The sequence below is a fragment of the uncultured Senegalimassilia sp. genome (genome assembly GCF_934636665.1).
Classification (GTDB): Bacteria; Actinomycetota; Coriobacteriia; order Coriobacteriales; family Eggerthellaceae; genus Senegalimassilia.
In genome coordinates this window covers 1-16,113 of the sequence record NZ_CAKUAT010000013.1, presented here as the reverse complement: position 1 = coordinate 16,113, position 16,113 = coordinate 1, and the positions used below count along the sequence as shown (strand labels likewise).

General features: G+C 63.7%; 14 protein-coding genes, 1 tRNA gene, 1 other RNA gene and 1 riboswitch. Of the genes, 13 read left to right on the top strand and 3 right to left on the bottom strand.

The window, feature by feature from the left end:
- Positions 1 to 4 precede the first annotated feature (4 nt).
- The 10 genes from murG to Q0G75_RS06365 all read left to right on the top strand — a co-directional run bounded on the left by murG (position 5) and on the right by Q0G75_RS06365 (position 9,670).
- Entirely contained in the window at positions 5 to 1,114 is a 1,110-nt protein-coding gene (gene murG, locus Q0G75_RS06410) for an undecaprenyldiphospho-muramoylpentapeptide beta-N-acetylglucosaminyltransferase (RefSeq protein ID WP_294416273.1), read from the top strand.
- A 131-nt stretch (positions 1,115 to 1,245) separates the two neighbouring features.
- Positions 1,246 to 2,649, top strand: coding sequence for a UDP-N-acetylmuramate--L-alanine ligase (gene murC, locus Q0G75_RS06405; protein ID WP_294416270.1), 1,404 nt, complete (start codon positions 1,246 to 1,248; stop codon positions 2,647 to 2,649).
- Positions 2,650 to 2,655: 6 nt separating this feature from the next.
- A complete protein-coding gene (gene murB / locus Q0G75_RS06400; RefSeq protein WP_294416267.1) occupies positions 2,656 to 3,585 on the top strand; it encodes a UDP-N-acetylmuramate dehydrogenase in 930 nt (309 codons plus the stop codon).
- 88 nt (positions 3,586 to 3,673) lie between these two features.
- On the top strand, positions 3,674 to 4,498 hold the full coding sequence (locus tag Q0G75_RS06395; protein ID WP_294416266.1) for an FtsQ-type POTRA domain-containing protein: 825 nt from the start codon (positions 3,674 to 3,676) through the stop codon (positions 4,496 to 4,498).
- A 175-nt stretch (positions 4,499 to 4,673) separates the two neighbouring features.
- Entirely contained in the window at positions 4,674 to 5,795 is a 1,122-nt protein-coding gene (ftsZ, locus tag Q0G75_RS06390; RefSeq protein ID WP_294416265.1) for a cell division protein FtsZ, read from the top strand.
- 21 nt (positions 5,796 to 5,816) lie between these two features.
- A complete protein-coding gene (locus Q0G75_RS06385; protein WP_294417908.1) occupies positions 5,817 to 6,668 on the top strand; it encodes a polyphenol oxidase family protein in 852 nt (283 codons plus the stop codon).
- 2 nt (positions 6,669 to 6,670) lie between these two features.
- The gene (locus tag Q0G75_RS06380; protein WP_294416261.1) at positions 6,671 to 7,372 is read left to right on the top strand and encodes a YggS family pyridoxal phosphate-dependent enzyme; all 702 of its coding nucleotides are present in this window, start codon (positions 6,671 to 6,673) and stop codon (positions 7,370 to 7,372) included.
- Between the two features lie 75 nt (positions 7,373 to 7,447).
- The gene (locus Q0G75_RS06375; RefSeq protein WP_294416259.1) at positions 7,448 to 8,362 is read left to right on the top strand and encodes a cell division protein SepF; all 915 of its coding nucleotides are present in this window, start codon (positions 7,448 to 7,450) and stop codon (positions 8,360 to 8,362) included.
- A gap of 69 nt (positions 8,363 to 8,431) precedes the next feature.
- On the top strand, positions 8,432 to 8,692 hold the full coding sequence (locus Q0G75_RS06370) for a YggT family protein (protein WP_042433343.1): 261 nt from the start codon (positions 8,432 to 8,434) through the stop codon (positions 8,690 to 8,692).
- A 45-nt stretch (positions 8,693 to 8,737) separates the two neighbouring features.
- The gene (locus Q0G75_RS06365; protein WP_294416257.1) at positions 8,738 to 9,670 is read left to right on the top strand and encodes a DivIVA domain-containing protein; all 933 of its coding nucleotides are present in this window, start codon (positions 8,738 to 8,740) and stop codon (positions 9,668 to 9,670) included.
- 482 nt (positions 9,671 to 10,152) lie between these two features.
- On the opposite strand, the gene rnpB is transcribed toward Q0G75_RS06365, so the two are convergent.
- Positions 10,153 to 10,500, bottom strand: an RNA gene (gene rnpB / locus Q0G75_RS06360) — RNase P RNA component class A.
- A gap of 43 nt (positions 10,501 to 10,543) precedes the next feature.
- Here rnpB and Q0G75_RS06355 point away from each other — a divergent pair.
- The 3 genes from Q0G75_RS06355 to thiD all read left to right on the top strand — a co-directional run bounded on the left by Q0G75_RS06355 (position 10,544) and on the right by thiD (position 13,496).
- The gene (locus tag Q0G75_RS06355) at positions 10,544 to 11,203 is read left to right on the top strand and encodes a thiamine diphosphokinase (protein ID WP_294416255.1); all 660 of its coding nucleotides are present in this window, start codon (positions 10,544 to 10,546) and stop codon (positions 11,201 to 11,203) included.
- Between the two features lie 14 nt (positions 11,204 to 11,217).
- A riboswitch (TPP riboswitch) is annotated at positions 11,218 to 11,342 on the top strand.
- The gene (gene thiC, locus Q0G75_RS06350) at positions 11,331 to 12,653 is read left to right on the top strand and encodes a phosphomethylpyrimidine synthase ThiC (protein ID WP_294416253.1); all 1,323 of its coding nucleotides are present in this window, start codon (positions 11,331 to 11,333) and stop codon (positions 12,651 to 12,653) included. Its footprint overlaps the riboswitch before it by 12 nt.
- Positions 12,654 to 12,686: 33 nt before the next feature.
- Positions 12,687 to 13,496 (top strand): bifunctional hydroxymethylpyrimidine kinase/phosphomethylpyrimidine kinase, encoded by an 810-nt coding sequence (gene thiD / locus Q0G75_RS06345; RefSeq protein ID WP_294416251.1) that lies wholly within the window; start codon positions 12,687 to 12,689, stop codon positions 13,494 to 13,496.
- 415 nt (positions 13,497 to 13,911) lie between these two features.
- On the opposite strand, the gene Q0G75_RS06340 is transcribed toward thiD, so the two are convergent.
- Complete coding sequence (locus Q0G75_RS06340) at positions 13,912 to 15,552, bottom strand: amidohydrolase (RefSeq protein ID WP_294416250.1); 1,641 nt, start codon at positions 15,550 to 15,552, stop codon at positions 13,912 to 13,914.
- Between the two features lie 370 nt (positions 15,553 to 15,922).
- Positions 15,923 to 15,999, bottom strand: a tRNA-Glu gene (locus tag Q0G75_RS06335).
- Positions 16,000 to 16,113 lie beyond the last annotated feature (114 nt).

Here is a 16,113-nt window from a genome sequence, read left to right as displayed (position 1 = left end):
CATCATGCGCATAGTCCTTTCCGGCGGCGGTACCGCCGGCCACATCAATCCGGCCCTCGCGCTCGCCGACGTGCTGCGCGAACGCGGGCATGAGGTGCTGTTCGCCGGCACGCCCGGCGGCATCGAGTCGCGCCTCGTCCCCGCGGCGGGCATTCCGTACCAGGCCTTCGAAGCCGCCGGCTTCAACCGCAACCACCCGCTCACGCTTCCCAAGGCCATCATGAAGATCCAGCGTTCCACGAAGCTGGCGCGCAAGTGGTTCGCGGAGGTCCATCCCGACTGCGTGGTGGGCTTCGGCGGCTACGTGTGCATCCCCGTGGCCCGCGCCGCCGAGCAATGCGGCATCCCCGTGGTGGTCCACGAGCAGAACTCGGTCATGGGCATGGCGAACAAGTACCTGGCTCGTAGGGCCCGCGCCGTGTGCCTGACCTACGAACATGCCGCCCAAGCGCTTTCCGACAAAAGCCGCGTCGTGCTCACCGGCAACCCCGTGCGCGCAAGCGTGTTCGCCGCAACGCGCGCCGAGGGCCGTGCGGCTTTCGGCATCCCCGAGGATGCGCGCATGCTCCTCGTCACCGGGGGCAGCTTGGGCGCTCGCCATCTCAACGCGGCCATCGTGCAACGCAAGGATATGCTGCTTGGCTATCCCGATCTGCATGTCGTGCACGTCACGGGCCCCAAGGAGCTCGATAGCGTCGCCGAGCAGCTTTCCCTGACAGACGAGCAGGCCAAGCGCTGGCGCCTCATGGGCTACACCGACCAGATGGGCCTTGCCATGGCCGCCGCCGACGCCATCGTCAGCCGTGCGGGCGCCACGTCGCTCGCCGAGATCTCGGCACGCCATATCCCGGCGCTGCTCGTGCCGTTCCCGTATGCCACCGAAGATCATCAGACCATGAACGCCCGCGCATGCGTGGAGGCGGGCGCGGCCTTCCTCGTGGCCGACGCCGACGTCGAGGGCGCGCAGTTCACCGAGCACCTTAAAACCCTCGTCGAGGACGAAGCGGCCCGTCAGCGCATGTCGGATGCTGCGGCCGCCGCGAAGACCCGCGATGCGGCGGGGCTGCTCGCTGATGTAGTCCTTAAGGCGTGCGAATCCAAGACGGCGCAATAGGGTAAGATAATAGAGTTTGAGCAATCACGGGCGGCCTTCGCGCCGCCCGTTTCCCGGGTGCGCCCGGGTTCCACATCATCGCGCCGCAAGCATCTAAGGCTTCGGCGCATAGGCTTCAGGAGGCAGGCAACATGAGCGAAGAGCGCATCAAGCAGGTGCACTTCATCGGCGTCGGCGGCGTGGGCATGAGCGGCATCGCCCGCGTGGCCCACGACCAGGGCATGCAGGTGTCGGGCTCCGATATCAAGGAAAGCCGTTACACCAAGCAGCTGCGCGAGGCCGGCATCACCGTGTTCATCGGCCAGAAGGCGGAGAACATCCCCGAGGGCAATCCGGTCGTCGTCATCTCCACGGCCATCCTCGAGAACAACCCCGAGCTCATCGAGGCACGACGTCGCGGTCTTGAGATCTGGCATCGCGCCCAGATGCTCGCGCATCTCGGCGTGGGCCTCGATACGCTCGCCGTGGCGGGCACGCACGGCAAGACCACCACGTCGTCCATGCTCGCCAGCGCGCTCGACGCGCTGGGCGCCGACCCCACCTTCCTCATCGGCGGCATCGTGCGCGCCTACGGCACCAACGCCCACTCCGGCACCGGCGCCCATTACGTGGTCGAGGCCGACGAATCCGACAAGTCCTTCACGTACCTGTCTCCCAAGGCGGTGCTCGTCACCAACATCGAGGCCGATCACCTCGACCACTATAAGGACCTTGACGAGATCTACGACAAGTTCCACGACTTCATGGGTCTGGTCCCCGCAGACGGCGTCATCGTGGCGTGCGGCGAAGATCCCCACGTGGTCGACATCGCCCGCTCCGAGGGCCGACGCATGTACACCTACGGCTTCAACGAGGGCTGCGACGTGCGCATCACCGCCTACGAGCCCCACGGCATCGGCAGCCGCTACACGGCGGTCATGCCCGATGGCACGCAGGTCGAGGGCACCATCAAGCAGAATCCCGGCCGTCATAACGTCCTGAACGCCACGGGCGTCATCACGCTGCTGTGGGCGCTCGGCTTCGACGCGGCCAAGGTCGCCCAGGCGCTTTCGGGCTTCGCCGGCGTCCGCCGTCGCTTCGACCTGGTCGGTGAAGTGGGCGGCGTCACCGTCGTCGACGACTACGCGCATCACCCCACTGAAATCGCCGCCACCATCTCCGCCGCTGCGGGGCTTGGCTATAAGCACGTCCATGTGCTCTTCCAGCCGCATCGCTACTCCCGTGCGCCCCTGTTCACGCAGGTGTTGCACGACGAGTTCGGCGCTGCCTTCGATAAGGCCGACAGCGTCACATTCATGGACGTTTACCCGGCGGGAGAGGCCCCCGTGCCCGGCGTCTCCGGCAAGACGTTCCTCAACGTCGTGCTCGAGCACGAAGGCCATCCGCAGGCGGATTTCGTGGCCCATCGCGTCGACGTCGTCCCGCATCTCATGAATAAGCTCCAGCCGGGCGACCTGGTCATCACCATGGGCGCCGGCGACGTGACGGCCATGGGCCCGCAGATCATCGACGCGCTCCTCAAGGCGCGAGGCTAGGCTGCCATGTGCGCGCGTCACGCATGCTCGCCGCTTGAGGCGCTGCTCGTCGACAGCGCCTTCGATGCCGACGTCTATCCCGACGAGCCCATGCGCCGCCATACCATGTACCGCATCGGCGGGCCTGCGCGCTTCTACGTGCAGGTCGGCTCCATCGGCGCGCTCAAGCGCTTGGTGGCCGCCTGCCAAGAGTGCGCCATCCCGTGGGTGGCGGTCGGCCGCGGCTCGAACCTGCTCGTCTCCGACGAGGGCTTCCCGGGCGTCGTCATCGCCCTCGGGCGCGATTTTCGCGCGTGCCGCTTCGACGAGGAAACCTGCAGCTTCATCGTGGGAGCGGGGGTGCCGCTGTCAAGCGTCGTGCAGGAGGCGTTCCGTCGCAGCCTTTCGGGGCTTGAGTTCGCAGTGGGAACGCCGGGCACCGTCGGCGGCGCCGTGCGCATGAACGCCGGCACCCGCGAGCAGGGGATAGCGGACAGGGTGGTCTCGGTCACCACGTTGTCGCCGCGCTCGGGGCTCGTTCGCCGCGAGGCGGCGGATATCCAATGGGGTTACCGCTCAAGCTCGTTCGCGTCCGACGAGGTCATCGTCGAGTGCGAGCTTGCGGTCAAGCTCGCCGACCCCTATCTGCTGCGGGGCAAGATGGAGGCCGCCCACGCCCGTCGCAAGAAGACGCAACCGCTCACGCTTCCGAGCTGCGGAAGCGTGTTCAAGAACCCCGAAGGGTCGTCTGCGGGCCAGCTCATCGAGCAGGTGGGGCTCAAAGGGGAGCGAGTAGGCGGCGCGCAGATATCCGAGGTTCACGCGAACTTCATCGTGAACAGGGATAATGCAACCGCTCAGGACGTGTTGGAACTCATTAACATGGCAAGGTCGAAGGTATACGAGGCGTATGGCATCGAATTACAACCGGAAGTCCGCTTCCTCGGGTTCGCATAGGCACGCTCAGGCGCCCCGCGGCGGGTCGCGCCCTCCGCGGGGCCCGCAGCGTCCATACAACCCGGCGCCCGGCTCGCGGCTCACATCGGTGCGCGTAGGCGACCTTCCCCACAGCGACCACGGCTCACGGGCGCGGCGAACCTACCAGCGTTACCTGGTGCGCCTCGGCGCCATCGCCGCCGCGGTGGCGGCGATGGCCATCGCCGCCGTCATCGTGTACAACTCCAGCATGTTCACCATCGAAAGCGTTTCGGTTTCGGGAGCCGATCACCTTACCGCCTCCGACATGCAGCAGCTCGCCGGCGTGCCCGCCGGCACCACGCTTCTGCGTGTGGACGCCGCGGGCATCAAGGAGAACCTGAAAAAGGACGCATGGGTCGCCGATGCGAAAATCAAGCGGGTGTTCCCCAACACCCTGCAGATCGACATCACCGAACGCACCATCACGGCGGTGGTGGAGGTCCCCAACGAGAACGCGCAGAACTCCACGCAGTGGGCTATCGCGTCGGACGGCATGTGGCTCATGCCCATCCCCGATCGCGATTCCGAGGCGGGGCGTCGCACCAACTCGAAGGTATACGAGGACGCCGAATCGGTGCTGCACATCACCGACGTGCCCTACGGCACCAAGCCCGCCGTCGGCTCGTACTGCACCGACGCCAACGTCAACAACGCGCTTGCTATCGTGGCCGGCATGACCACCGAGCTCGCCGACCGCGTCACCTCGGTGAAGGCCACGGAAACCGCATCCACCACGCTCACCATCAAAGACGGTCCCGACATCGTCTTCGGCACGGCGGACAACATCCGCGAGAAGGAGCGCGTGTGCCTGCAGATCATGAAGGAGCATCCCGAGGGCGTCACGTACATCAACGTGCGCACGCCCGACAGGCCCACGTGGCGTTCTTTGTAACCTCAAGCGGCCCGTGCGTGCAGGCGTGCGGGCCGCTCTGATATGTGCATGTGGTTGCCGTTGGGGGGCGAAGCGTTGCAAACCCACCCTCTTTGTGTAAAATAATCCCACGTGAATACAACCACGAGTGTGTGAAACGCAGCTCAAAGCAAGCGTAATAGTGTGGAGGAATACAATGCCAAACAATACGGGCGAGCATCTGGCGGTCATCAAGGTCGTCGGCGTCGGCGGCGGCGGCACCAATGCCGTTAACCGCATGGTCGAGGCGGGCGTCAAGGGCGTGGAGTTCATCGCCGTCAACACCGACCGTCAGGCCCTTCTGATGTCGGATGCCGATAAGACCATCCACATCGGCGAGGAGCTCACGCGCGGCCTGGGCGCCGGCGCGAACCCCGAGGTCGGCTGCCAGGCCGCCGAGGAGTCCCGCGCGGAGATCCGCGAGGCGCTGGCCGAGGCCGACATGGTCTTCGTCACCGCCGGCGAAGGCGGCGGCACCGGCACGGGCGCCGCACCCATCATCGCCGAGATCGCCCGCGAGGAAATCGGCGCGCTGACGGTGGGCATCGTCACCAAGCCGTTCTCCTTCGAGGGCCGCACCCGCCGCAACCAGGCGGAGCAGGGCATCGATCTGCTGTCCCAGAAGGTGGACACGCTCATCGTCATCCCCAACGACCGTCTGCTCGAGATCGTCGATAAGAAGACCAGCATGCTCGACGCGTTCCGCATCGCCGACGATACGCTTCGCCAGGGCATCCAGGGCGTCACCGACCTGATCACCATCCCGGGTCTGATCAACCTTGACTTCGCCGACATCCGCACCGTCATGAAGGACGCCGGCACCGCTATGATGGGCATCGGCCTGTCCTCCGGCGAGAACCGCGCCCTCGACGCCGCGCAGCAGGCTACCAACTCCGCGCTGCTCGAGGCCTCCATCGCCGGCGCTTCCCGCGTGCTGTTCTCCATCTCCGGCGGTCCCGACCTCACCCTTACCGAGGTCGACGAGGCTGCCCGCACCGTCGAGGCCTGCGCCGATGAGAACGCCAACATCATCTACGGCCAGATCATCGACGAGAGCATGGGCGACAGCGTGCGCATCACCGTCATCGCCACCGGCTTCAAGGTCAATGCGCCGCAGCAGTCCGCCATGGATTTCAACCGTAAGGACCTGTTCGCCTCCACCGCCGCTCCCGAGCCGGCTCCGGCGCCTCAGCCGTCCACGTATTCCACGCTCACCAGCACGCCCGGCCGCTTCGCTGACGAGGATTACATCCCCGATTTTCTGAAGCGCCAGCGCTAAGGAGTAAAAGCTTTGCATACCGTGTGCGAAACATTGCCTGCACCGACACTCGACGCGCGCCCTTGCGGCGCGCGTCGCATTTCCATGCTCACCGATGATGCGCTGTTCGAAGCGTGCGGCGTTCGCATCGCCTTCACCGGGCGCGATGGGGGAGCAAGCCAGGGGCCTTTCGCCTCACTGAACCTTGGTGCCCATGTGCAGGACAACCTTGATCACGTCATGGAAAACCGCCGCCTAGCCATGCAGGCGCTCGATGGCGAAGGCGTTCCGGTCGTCGTGCCCAACCAGGTGCACGGCACGGAAATCGTCTGCATCGACTCGTGCGAAACCGCCAGCGTCGTTGCCGCCCAGCAGCGAGCGCAAGCCGCTGCCGATGCGCTCGTGGTCACCGTGCCCAACGTGGCTGCCATGCTGTGCTTCGCCGATTGCACGCCCGTCATTGCGGTGTCGCCCACGGGGCGCATCGCCGTGGCCCATGCGGGCTGGCGCGGGGTGGTCGGCGGCATCGCGGCATCCTGCATTGAGCGCCTAGCACGCGAAGACGGTGCGAAAGCCCCTGATCAGCAGCGCGAAATTGCTGCTGGCTGCAACGTTTACATCGGCCCGCACATCCACGATTGCTGCTTCGAGGTGGGAGCTGAGGTGGAGCAGCGCTTCGCCGAGCTGTTCGGGCAGAGCTGCGTTCGCCCGTCGCGCCACGTCAGCATGCTCGAGGCGCTGCGCGTCCAGCTTGCAGCGGTAGGCGTCGATCCTGCGCGCATCTGCGATGCGGGCATTTGCACGCAATGCAATCCGCAGCAGTACTTCTCATATAGGGCATCCGGCGGCACCTGCGGTCGTCACGGCGCCATCGCGTTTCGAAAGGAAGCATAGCCATGCCATTCGCTCAGCATTATCAGGAAACGCTCGAAGAGCTTGCCCGCGTGTGCGCCTCGTGCGGGCGCGACCCGCGCGAAGTGAAGGTCATCGCCGTTTCCAAGACGGTCGATGCGCCCGCTATCTCTGCGGCCATCGCCGCGGGCGCCCATGATTTCGGCGAGAACCGCCCCGACGTGCTTGCCGCCAAGGTGGCGCAGCTGCCGGAGCAAACCTGGCATTTCATCGGAAACGTCCAGTCGCGCAAGATCCCCGAGATCGTCGCCTGCGCAACGCTCGTCCACTCCGTGTGCAAAGAAGAGCATTTCGCTAAATTCGACCAGGCGGCCGAGCGTCTTGACAAGGTGCAGGACATCCTGCTCGAGGTCAACGTGTCGGGGGAGGAAAGCAAAAGCGGTTTCGCCCCTGACCAGGCGCTTCATGCGCTCAAGCTTGCCGAAACGTTCCCTCATATCGCTGTACGTGGCCTTATGACCATGGCCCCGCAGGGTAACCTGGATGTGGCGCGCAAGTGTTTTGATGATCTAGCGGCTTTGCGCGACACGCTGCGCAGCCAGCTTCCCTCTGAGCAGGCCGCACGCTTCAATGAACTTTCCATGGGCATGAGCGAGGACTGGCGCGAGGCCGTTTGCGCGGGTGCTACCATGGTGCGGATAGGCCGAGCTCTGTTCAGCGACTCCTTCGAGTCCGTTCAGGCATAAGGCTCGCGTCCGCAATACCGAACATGCAGCGGCGGCGTCGACCGCCGTCCTAAAGAAACGAAGCAGGAGAGCGGTATGGCAATGCCCAAGTTCAACAAGCCCGAAGGCATGCTCGACAGCATCAAGTCCAAGCTCGGGTTCTCCGATGGCGGCGATTACTACGATCGCGGCCGCAAGGACTACGACGATTACGATTCCGGCGACTACGACGATTACGACGACGATTACGAAGAGGACGATGCTGCCCCTAGCTCGAACTACGATCCGTACGATTCGGTCACCACGCGTCCTGCGCGCGGCAATCATGCCCGTACCTCGGTCGGTTCGGGCGGATATCGTCCTGCCAAGCTCGTCTCCATCGACGACGTGCGCGCGCATACCACCGTGCCCGACAGCCTGAACCGCGACCCGCTGCCCCCGCGCAAGGTCAGCTCCGCATCCTTCGGCAACCGCACCATGGTCGATCCGGCGTTCACCGCTCCGGCCAACACGCCCAACGCCAGGGCCGCGGCAGCCGCTAGCCAGGAGCGTTCGGAAAGCCTGAACGCCCTGTTCAGCACCACTGCCGCCGAGGCTGCCGAATCCAGTGCCGCGCCGGCCGCCCAAACGGCCGCGAAGCCCATCGAGGGTGCGTTCACGGCAGCAGCCAAGGCCGCGTCCGCCGCTTCCTCGTTCGACCCGTACAAGGCCTACGAGGGCACCGCAACGGGCACGCACAGCCCCACGCGATCGGTCACCATCGTCAAGCCCACCAGCTACGGTGAGTGCGAGAAGGTCGCAAAAGCCCTTAAGGCCGGCGACGCCGTGGTGCTCGCGCTCAAGGAAACCCCCGATGCGCTCGCAAAGCGCGTGCTCGACTTCTCGTTCGGCGTTTCTAGCGCACTCGATGCCAGCGTCGACTGCATCGCGGACAAGGTGTTTGTCATCGCCCGCGGGGCGGCTCTCAGCGAAGCCGAGCGTGCAAGCCTGCGCTCGCAGGGCATCCTGTAACCTTTACGTATTGAAACCTACCCCCCGGGCTTGGCGCCCGGGGCGTTAGCAAGGAGCGAAACAGCCCGCATGCTCAGCTTGAAGTACCTTATCGTGTCGCTTTCCGATGCGTACAGCATGATCATCTTCGTATACGTCATGCTGTCATGGTTCCCGACCGATCGGGGCATCCTCGCAGACATCAACAACGTGCTCGCACGCATATGCGACCCGTATTTGAACCTGTTCAAGCGCCTGATTCCCCCTATTGGAGGTATGGTGGACGTAACGCCCATCGTGGCGCTGCTTGTACTACAATTCGGTGTACGTTTGTTGGTAAACTTGTTCTAGGTGCGCACCTGCGCATTCCCGCACATCAGATGAAGGGATACAAAGATGGCTATCACCTCTGCTGAAATCCATAACCAAAGCTTCTCCATCGATCGCAAGGGCTATGATGTCGACGAGGTCGATGTCTTCCTCGAGCACGTCGCCGATGAGATCGACGGCCTGAATCAGCAGATCGCCTCGCTGCAAAGCCAGATCGGCGAGGACACGTTCGCCGGTTTCGACCGCCCGGCTACTTTCGACGACGAGGTTTTCGACGAGCCCGAGCCCGAGCCCGCCGCCGAGCAGGACGACCAGCCCGCAGCTTCCGTCGACCCGGCCATCCTGGCCGAGAAGGATGCCGCCATCGCCGAGCGCGACGCCCGCATCGCCGAGCTTGAGAAGCAGCTCGAGTCCAAGAAGGCCGACGGCAACGCCATCGCCCAGGCGCTCATCATCGCCCAGCGCTCCGCCGACGAGATCTTGGCCAACGCCAAGGCCGATGCTGCCGCCACGATCAAGGACGCCGAGGACGAGTCCGACCGCATCCTCGACAAGGCTGAGAACGATCGCCAGAAGGTTATCGATGCTATCCATAAGCTCGAGAACGATCGTGAGGAGGCTCGCGAGGATTATCGCGACCTGCTCAACGATTTCATCACCGACGCCTCTCGCAGGCTTGCCGAGATCGGCGAGAAGGCTCCGAAGACCGCCGGCGCCCTTACGTCCGGCCAGCATGGCCGCTATGCCACGCACGTCGACTCCGAGCCGGCCGTGAAAGAGGCTGCCGCAACTGCGCCGCAGGCTCCGCTCACCGTCGATGGCTCCGATGCCTATGACGACGCCCCGGCCGTTCCGGTCGCCGTCCCGGCTGCTGCTGCGGTAACTGCCGCATCGCCCGCAGTTACCGGTTCGGTCGCTCCTGTGGCTTCCAGCGTCGAGAAGGACTTCTCCGGCTTCGGCGATGCCGCCGATGATTTCGAGATCGACGATCTGGACTAATCTGCAGCGGGAAATGCCTGCGGGTTTGCCGAAAGGCGGACTGCGGCTGTTTACATGACTGCTAGGGACATTCGTTCTCATGCAGCGTTTTTGCGCAATGCGTACCATAAAGCGGGGATCAAGCATATGCTTGATCCCCGCTTTCGGCTTATAGAAGGGAAATGCAGCTTATAGCGTTGAATACGCGTCTGGCTTGTTAGGCGAAGGCGGAGCGCGAGTCCAAATAAAAGGCATCGGCGCTGTTCGGCGCTTGATGCATTTCAAGCTGTCTGCATTCGACCGCTAGAAGATCGCGTTCAGGTGGATTGCTCGTTCGGCTCAGGGATATGAGAGTAGCCAGCAGATGGTCCGTCTCGACCTACCCGCATTCGCCTGTCCAATGGGGCTTGGCTAGATACGCGCGTCCAGGCATCCTTCGTCGCCGGACATCGATAGGCGCGATGCTCGTGAAAGAAAAAGCTCCCAAACGGGAGCCTTTTGAAACCGCGAGCGAGTCGATAAGCCGGGTTCTGTCGTTGGACGACCATTTATCTCGAACGCGCGTCACCGCGCGTCTCAAGCACGCAACCCGAATGCACGGAAGGGCGGCCGTATGGCATTCCTATTTGCGCTTGCTCCAGATGGGGTTTTCCAAGCCACGTTGTTGCCAACGCGCTGGTGCGCTCTTACCGCACCGTTTCAGCTTTTCTCCCGCTTGCGCGGGGGAGTTTACTTTTCTGTGGCACTTTCCGTCGGGTCGCCCCGCCCAGCCGTTAGCTGGCATCTTGCCCTTTGGAGCCCGGACTTTCCTCACGCCGCTCAAGGCGACGCGCGATCGTCTGGCCCGCTCGCAGTGTGGTATTCTACCATATCGGAACCGAAACAAGGAGCATCATGACAACCTGTGCACTGGTTGGCGCCACATATTTCAACGAACAAGATTTCATGACACGCTACAACGAAGGGTTTTTCGACTTCGTGATCGCCGTCGACGGCGGTTTCGCCCCGCTCGATCGGCTCGGCGTTGCGCCCGATATGGCCGTGGGCGATTTCGACTCCCTCGGCTACGTTCCCCGTGCGAAGCGGGTCTCGCGCCACCCCGTGAACAAGGATGCCTCGGATATGGAGCTCGCTCTTCAAAGGGCGGCAAACTATCATCACAGCGACATCTACATATACGGAGGCATCGGCGGCAGGCTCGACCACACGTTGGCCAACCTGCAGCTGTTCGCCGCGTATTCCGAGCGAGGGTTCTACGTCACCGGCATCGCCGAGGGCTTCGCCATTCGATGCGTCACCGGTCCTGACGTGTTCACCTTGCCAGACAACGTGGAAAAAGGCACGGTCTCGGTCTTCGCGGCAAATGATCGCGCCGAGGGCGTTATCGAGCGCGGCCTGGAGTACTCGCTTGACGATGAGCCTCTCACCAACCGAACCAGCCTCGGCCTTTCCAACGAGCTCATCGGCCAGGAGGCCACCATCGCCGTGGAGTCTGGCACGCTTTATGTCTTTTATCCTTTGCCTTGGGAAACATCTGAGCAGCCGGGGATATAATAGCGGCCACATCAACCGTATATCGGGGGAGCTTGCTAGCGCCGTGCGCCGGGCAGGCTGAGAGGAGGCCCCGCATAAGCCTCGACCCGCCGAACCTGCATGGGTAATGCCAACGAAGGGAGCATCTATGGGTAACGAACCCTCGAACCTCATCACGCAAATCGATTTCGCGCGCGCGGGGCAGATCACGCCCGCCATGCGCGTGGTCGCCGAGAAGGAAGGCCGCAGCCCCGAGTTCATCCGCGAGGGCGTCGCTGCCGGCCGCATCGCCATCCCGGCCAACATCCACCACACGTCGCTGTCGCCCGAAGGCGTTGGCGAGGGCTTGCGCACCAAAGTCAACGTCAATCTCGGCATCTCAGGCGACCTTGCCGACGAATCCGTTGAGTGGCAGAAGGTCGATACGGCCATCGAGCTTGGCGCCGAGGCCATTATGGACCTTTCCAACAGCGGCAAAACCCAGGCGTTCCGTACCAAGCTCATCGAAAAGTCGCCGGCCATGATCGGCACCGTGCCCATGTACGACGCCATCGGCTATCTGGAGAAGGCCCTTATCGCCATCAAGGCGGAAGACTTCCTCGACGTGGTGCGCCGCCATGCCGAAGACGGCGTCGACTTCGTCACCATCCACGCTGGCATGAACCGCCGCACTATCGAGTCCTTCAAGGAAACCGGCCGACTCATGAACATCGTCAGCCGCGGCGGCTCGCTCATCTTCGCCTGGATGGAGGCCACCGGCAACGAGAACCCGTTCTACGAGCACTACGATGAGGTGCTTGAGATTCTGCATGAGCATGATGTGACCATCTCCATCGGCGATGCCATGCGTCCTGGCTGCACCTACGACGCAACCGACGCCGGTCAGATCGCCGAGCTTATCGAGATCGGCAAGCTCACCAAGCGCGCTTGGGACGCCGGCGTGCAGGTCATGGTTGAGGGTCCCGGCCATATGGCCCTCAACGAGATCGAGGCGAACATGCGTCTGGAGAAGCGCCTGTGCCACAATGCGCCCTTCTACGTGCTCGGCCCGCTGGTCACCGATATCGCCCCGGGCTACGATCACATCACCGCCGCTATCGGCGGCGCCGTGGCGGCCTCCTCGGGCGCCGACTTCCTGTGCTACGTCACGCCCGCCGAGCATCTGCGCCTACCCGATGCGCAGGATGTGCGCGACGGCCTGGTCGCCACGAAGATCGCAGCGCATGCCGCCGATATCGCCAAGGGCATCCCCGGCGCCCGCGACCGCGACAACCGCATGAGCGATGCTCGCCGTCGTATGGATTGGGAAGAGCAGTTCGGCCTTGCCATCGATCCGGTTCGCCCGCGCAAGGTCTTCGAAAGCGCCCCGCCGAGCAACGAGGGTACCTGCACCATGTGCGGCAAGATGTGCGCGGTGCGCACCGTCAACACCATCATGGACGGCCTCGTCATCGACCTCGATAACGAGTAAACCGGTAGCGCTGGCGTCAAGGGGAGGTTTCCGATGAAAGCAGTGCTTAGCATCGCAGGCTCCGACTCAAGCGGCGGAGCGGGCATCCAAGCCGATATCAAAACTATCGCATCGTATGGTCTATACGCGGAAACAGTCATCACCGCCATCACGGCGCAAAACACCTGCGGCGTCCGCGCCGTGCAGGATATCTCGCCTGAAGTGGTCGGCGCGCAGATCGATGCGGTGTTCGAGGACATCCGTCCCGATGCGGTGAAGATCGGCATGGTATCCTCCGCCCAGATCATCAACGTCATCGCCGAGCGTCTGCGCTTCCATCAGGCGCGAAACGTGGTGCTCGACCCGGTCATGGTGGCCACCAGTGGCTCGCGTCTTATCGAGCAGCAGGCCGTCGATGCGCTGGTTTCGAACCTGGTGCCCTTGGCCGACGTCATCACTCCGAACATGCCCGAGGCGGAGGTGCTGTGCGGTTTTCCCGTCGTCGACGACGAGGGCATGATGCAGGCGGCGAAGCTGCTTTCCGGGGAAACCAAAGGAGCCGTGCTCATCAAGGGCGGCCATCGTGCCGATACCGCCGACGACCTGCTCGTCCTGTCCGATGGCCGTCACGCTTGGCTGAGGGCGAAGCGCATCGCTACCGGTAACACCCACGGAACCGGCTGTACGCTCTCCAGCGCCATCGCAAGCGGTTTGGCGCAGGGAAACGGCATCGAGCAGGCGGTTCGCCGTGCGAAAGGCTTCGTGCGAGGCGCTCTGTCCACCGGCCTTGACCTTGGGCAGGGTAGCGGCCCCCTCGATCACATGTGGTGCCACGGAAAGCCGCACCTGCCGTACAACGCCTAAGCAACGGCGTCTCCGGCGCCACACCTATGCTCACCGCCACGCCGAAGGCGATCGATCGCGTTCGACGTGGCGGTTGTTGTCGAAGGCGATTAGCCGAGTACCCTCGCTGCCGCTGCCGAGGCGCACAGGCTGGCAATAACGGCGAAGGCGATCCGTCGCGTGCCTTCGCTGCCCGGTAACTGCCGAAGCACGCAGGCTGGAAGCAACTCCGAGACGATCAATCGCGTGCCCATGCGGTCCGGCGGCTGTCCGGCGTGGTCGGCGATAGACGTGCGCAGCGCAGCCCGTCATCGCCGTTTTGCTGTGGCGTCGAATCGCTCCAAACGCAAAGCGCCCCAAGAGGCTTACCGAGTCCCCTTCTTTTCGCAGAAACGGAAAGGGGCTCACTGGCCATCTTGGGGCGCTTTCGGTTTTTCTAGGCTTCGAACACGCAGCGCCCGCCCATCCAGGTGGCGGTAACGCGCGCATCCGAGATCTCGTCGTCGGCGCATGCGAGCAGGTCGGTGTCGAGCACCGCTATGTCCGCCAGCTTGCCTGCCGCCAGCACGCCCGCTTCACCGTTGCGCTGGGCAGCGGCGTCGCTTCCTGCGGTGTATGCGCGGATAGCCTCCGCGCGGCTGATAAGCTGCTCGGGTCGCCAGCCGCCTTCGGGTTCGCGCGTTTGCGGGTCGCGGCGCGTGGCGGCGCTGTACAGCACGCCCATGGAGTTCACGTCCACCACCGGCGAGTCCGTGCCGAACGCCAGCGTCTCGCCCTCGTCCAGCATGGTCCTGAACGGCCACATCAGCCTCACGCGCTCGTCTCCCAAGTCGCGCTCGGGGCCGCCCGGGTCAAGCGTCATATGCGGCGGCTGCACCGCGGCGATCACATCAAGCTCGGCCAGGCGCTCCACGTCGCCGGGCAGGAAGTTCTCCAAGTGCTCAAGGCAGTTATGGCGCCCCTCGGGAAGCGGGCCGAATTGCGCACGGGCATCCTCAAAGATGTTCAACGCCTCATGAATCGCAGCATCGCCGATGGTGTGGATGCGCACAGGGTAGCCCTTCTCGGCTGCTTTCATCACTAGCGCACGCATCTTGTCGGGCTCGATGGTGGGCCTGCCGCAGTCGTTATTGCATCGGGCATTGCTATAAGGCTCGGTCACCCATGCGGTGTGCTGGCTGGATACGCCATCGAAGAACTGCTTGAAGCCGGCGCAGCGCAGGACAGAGCCGGTATAGCGTTCGGACATCGCCTCGAACCTGCTCATATCCTCAAGCAGGGTGGGGAAAAGGTTCACGCGGCACGTCAGCTCGTCGGAGTCCAGCAGGCGCGCATGCACGTCGTCTCGGATGAAGTCCAGGCCGGGGTTGGCCATAAGCGACATGTCGCACACGCTCGTGATGCCGTTTTGCGCCAACGTGCGCAAGAAGCCCCGGTAAGCATCGGCTATCTCGTCATCGGAAAACGCGTTCATGATGCGCGGCATCAGCTCCATGGCGGCCGCTTCGCGTACGATGCCCGTCAGCTCGCCGTCGGCATCCCTGTCGTAGCTTCCTCCCGCAGGGGGCACGCTGTCGCGATCGATTCCCAGTTCGGCCAGCGCGCAGCTGTTGAGCCACAGCGTGTGCGCGTCGCCGGAGTACAGCGCCACGGGGCGGTTGGGGAAGGCCTCGTCAAGCGAGTGCTTCGACGGCAGCACTGGCGGGTCCCATCGATATTCGCGCCAGCCCTGGGCCAGCAGCCATCCTTCGGGACGGCCCTCGGCGAAGCGCTTCATGCGCTCAACGCAATCGGCTTCGTTCTTACCCAGGAAGTTCGTGGCAAGCGGGGAAGAGTACACCGCGGAGTGGAAGAAGTGCACATGGGAGTCATGGAAGCCGGGGGTGATGAAGGCGTCACCGTAGTCGATTACCTCGGGCTCGGCGCTCGCGTCGGTCTCGTGGGCTAACGCAAGCGCGTCTTCCTTTGATCCGACGAACGCGATCGTATCCCCGGAAACGGCGATGGCAAGCTCCTCGGCGTTATCGGTCAAACCGGTGAATACGCGTTTGCTGCAAAGAATGCGGTCGATTCGCATGTTGGCCAACCTTTCCTCAAAACGTTGAAGGCCCGATTGCCGCATCGTCCCCAGCGACGCGCCTGTCGGCCTTTCGGTTTCGTCACATGCCAGCGAGGATATATCCAATCAACCCATCATGTCCAGTGCGATCACCCGGGTATCCAGAAGAGGCGCCGCCTAATCGAGCATCGGGAACGCTATGTTGCACTCCTCGAGAGTCTTCGGCCCATGATGGCCAGCGACGTGTTGCATTGTGCTCGCACCGACATGGGCCGCCGATGCCCCAGACCCAGACCCAGACTCACGTTTGTCCTATAACTCCATAACCCGAGCAGGGCAGTGCTCGTTGATAACAAAAAAGCCGAGGCAAAAGCCTCGGCTCTACATTTGGTAGCTCCGACCGGATTCGAACCGGCGACCTTCGCCTTGAGAGGGCGACGTCCTAAACCGCTAGACGACGGAGCCATTAAAAAGGCCGCGAAACACGTGGCCTGGGTAAAGCTTGGTAGCTCCGACCGGATTCGAACCGGCGACCTTCGCCTTGAGAGGGCGACGTCCTAAACCGCTAGACGACGGAGC

Excerpts from the sequence above, each read along its gene's own strand:
- murB (WP_294416267.1), top strand. The coding sequence starts at position 2,656 with ATGTGCGCGCGTCACGCATGCTCGCCGCTTGAGGCGCTGCTCGTCGAC.
- Q0G75_RS06365 (WP_294416257.1), top strand. The coding sequence starts at position 8,738 with ATGGCTATCACCTCTGCTGAAATCCATAACCAAAGCTTCTCCATCGAT.
- Q0G75_RS06380 (WP_294416261.1), top strand. The coding sequence starts at position 6,671 with ATGCCATTCGCTCAGCATTATCAGGAAACGCTCGAAGAGCTTGCCCGC.
- ftsZ (WP_294416265.1), top strand. The coding sequence starts at position 4,674 with ATGCCAAACAATACGGGCGAGCATCTGGCGGTCATCAAGGTCGTCGGC.
- Q0G75_RS06370 (WP_042433343.1), top strand. The coding sequence starts at position 8,432 with ATGCTCAGCTTGAAGTACCTTATCGTGTCGCTTTCCGATGCGTACAGC.
- Q0G75_RS06375 (WP_294416259.1), top strand. The coding sequence starts at position 7,448 with ATGGCAATGCCCAAGTTCAACAAGCCCGAAGGCATGCTCGACAGCATC.
- murC (WP_294416270.1), top strand. The coding sequence starts at position 1,246 with ATGAGCGAAGAGCGCATCAAGCAGGTGCACTTCATCGGCGTCGGCGGC.
- murG (WP_294416273.1), top strand. The coding sequence starts at position 5 with ATGCGCATAGTCCTTTCCGGCGGCGGTACCGCCGGCCACATCAATCCG.
- Q0G75_RS06355 (WP_294416255.1), top strand. The coding sequence starts at position 10,544 with ATGACAACCTGTGCACTGGTTGGCGCCACATATTTCAACGAACAAGAT.
- thiC (WP_294416253.1), top strand. The coding sequence starts at position 11,331 with ATGGGTAACGAACCCTCGAACCTCATCACGCAAATCGATTTCGCGCGC.
- Q0G75_RS06340 (WP_294416250.1), bottom strand. The coding sequence starts at position 15,552 with ATGCGAATCGACCGCATTCTTTGCAGCAAACGCGTATTCACCGGTTTG.
- thiD (WP_294416251.1), top strand. The coding sequence starts at position 12,687 with ATGAAAGCAGTGCTTAGCATCGCAGGCTCCGACTCAAGCGGCGGAGCG.